The organism is Mesorhizobium sp. M7A.F.Ca.AU.002.02.1.1 (assembly GCF_003998535.1).
GTDB lineage: Bacteria > Pseudomonadota > Alphaproteobacteria > Rhizobiales > Rhizobiaceae > Mesorhizobium > Mesorhizobium ciceri.
Map to the genome: position 1 here is coordinate 1 of NZ_RZPB01000774.1, position 2,802 is coordinate 2,802.

Sequence of the window (2,802 nt, forward strand, 5' to 3'; positions counted from 1 at the left end):
GCACAGTTCGAGAGCTTTCTGACGCCATTTTCGAAGATCGTGACGCCGGACGTGGACTTGCCTACCGATTTTTCTTTTTGTCATCGCTGGGCCCAGCAGTGCGGCGGGGAAATATGGGCAAGTTACGACCGCAAGGTTGCCCACGCGGGAAGCCTGACCGTTTCGGCAGCCTATTCTGACCTCTAGATGTTCGCGTCCTTGTACGGCGTTGTACTGCATGTGAGCGGTTCAATCTGAGTTCGATAGTGACCTTGTCGCCACACATGACCTTATAGTGGCCTGAGAGCGAACGCCTAACCATTGCCGACGAGCAGCGCGCTGCGTACACTGCCTGTCAATCAAGTCAACGAGCCCCATTGAAGGGCCGGTGATTTATTGTAATTGCCTTAACTGTGACGGTATCGATTCTCGTAAGGTGGGATCGAATGAGAGTGCCGCGCGAGGCCTATCAATTGGCGGGTGTTTCGTTGCTTGCGTTAGCGGCGGCATCCACGTTGCAGATATCTGGCGCGGAAGCGTGCTCGGCTATCGCAAGCGGTGCTGGTACAACAGTCGGCTCAGGCATCTCGGCCGAAACGACGTTCGAAACGACATCGGTCACGGTCGAGTGCAGCACAACTGGAAACGTCCAGGATGTCGGCGGCGTATTCACGACGGGGTTCGCGGGATACAAGGGGCAAGCCAACGACTCGTCGACAGTCATCGTCAACGATTATGACGGAAACGGCGATGACATTGTTAGCATCTTTGGCGGTATCCTGGACAACAGCACGCCTACCCCCGTCATAAGTGGCCTGCCGCCGGTAACGTCATCGGCAACGACATCCTTGCAGTCGGCAGAGGGGACCCTCGAACTCTTTGGCGGCAACGACCGGTTCGAGATGTCCTATGGGGATTTGTCGGGCGATCCGTTCGCCCCAAATGTCGACGCCAATCTGGACGCCGGGGCGGGCGATGACACCGTTATCATCCAGGCCGGCAGCATCCACGACATCGATCTTGGAGATGGTGTCGACAGTGTCGTGATATCCGGCAGCGGCACACAGGTCGGCAATGTGACCGGTGGCATCGGTGACGACCTGATATCGGTCGGTATCCTCGAGGTCGAGGAAGGCGTTTTTTTCAGCGAGCCAATCGTCGGTATCATCTCTGGGGGTGAGGGCGGTGATACCATTACCATAGGGGGAGGCAACGTCGAGGCCGTGGATGCCGGGGCCGGCGACGACCAGGTCAGCATCGGCGGCAATACCGCAATCGAATTGGATATCGATGGAGAGGCCGGCAACGACACAATAACGGTCAGTGGCAACGCCACCATAGGCGGCAGCATTTTCGGCAACGATGGCAACGACACCGTCAACATCGACGGTGGAACCGTCGGCACAACCATATCGCCGGGCATCGTTGATCTTGCGGGCGGCGCCGACATTTTCAACATGACCGCGGGCCATGTGACCGGCTCGGTGTTCGGCGAAGGCGGCGGCAACACCTATACCGTCAGCGGCGGCACGGTCGACGGCTCGATCTATGCCGGCAGCCAGGACGACAGCGTATCGATCTCGGGCAACGCCAGTGTCGGCATCGACCCAGGTGAGGGTGGGGAGGGCACGGATTCTGTCGGGCTGGAGGATGGTGACGACACCTTCGACATGACCGGCGGCACTCTTGCGGGTGCGGTAAGCGGTGGTGCCGGCAATGATGTTATTACGCTGCGCGGCGGCACCATAAACAGTTTTCTGGAAGGCAACGACGGCAACGATCAGATATTGGTCTCCGGCGGCGTGCTTGCAGGAGAGGTCACCGGCGATGTCGGTGACGATCTGATTGTCATCAGCGGCGGCGCCATCGGATCCAGCGTTTCCGGCGGCGCCGGCTTCGACAATGTCTCGGTCACCGGCGGTACCATCACGGGCGGCATAGACGCCGAGCATGTCCATCTTTCGGGCGGCACGATCGGCGGTAACATTACCGGTCTTGGACCCGACACGCTCGTGATCGACGGCATCGGTGCGGTTGACCCACTCAGTTTGAGCGATGGCGTTCTGTTCAGCGGCACGGGCGCCAACGGCACCATCACCGGCACCAATCTCGCTGCCGGCGGCAAGAGCCAGAACTTTACCGGCTTCGACAATTTTTCCTCCGACAATTCCACGCTGCGCTTCAACGGCGGCATACAAGGCATCAACCACCTCAACCTGGGCAGTGGCTCGACGCTGTTCATCAACGGCAACGTCACCATGCCGGGTTCGATCATCGCGACGAATTCGCTGATCGACATGACGAATGGTGTCGCTGGCGATGTGTTGACGCTAGGCGGCCTCACCCTCAACGGTGCCAGCATCGGCCTCGACATCAACCAGCAGACATCTCAGTCGGATCAGCTCATTGCCGATGCGTTTTCGGCAACCGGCGCCAATACCATCATCGTCAACCTGCTCGGCACGCCGCAATTTGCCGAGCCGACCGACATACCGCTCATTGTTTCGGCCAACGGCCCGGTCACCGGGACGTTCAGCGTCGCAGGCGTGCCCGGCACACCGGGTTCGCTTTTCACCTATGCGATCGTCACAGGCCCGAATGGCAGCGTGTTCCTGCGTGCCACGCCAGTCAATTTTGGCATTGCGGCGGCGCCGACCAGTGCCACCAACGCCGGCGCGGTCACGGTGGCAATCGAGGCTCTTTACGGCATAAACCGCGACGCGCTCGACGCTGACCTCAACCTTTCGCCCGCATCCGGATCTGGAATGGTGCCGGTTTCGGAAAGCTTCGGGGTATTTGCCTCCGGCCAGTTCGCCCATACCG

At 59.9% G+C, this 2,802-nt stretch carries 1 protein-coding gene and 1 pseudogene; both read left to right on the forward strand.

The features are described 5' to 3' along the window. Positions 1-186, forward strand: a pseudogene (locus tag EN879_RS39535) (hypothetical protein); the annotation flags it as partial. Positions 187-425: 239 nt separating this feature from the next. Next, on the forward strand, positions 426-2,802 hold a 2,377-nt coding region (locus tag EN879_RS31060; RefSeq protein ID WP_127274484.1), incomplete at its 3' end, for an autotransporter.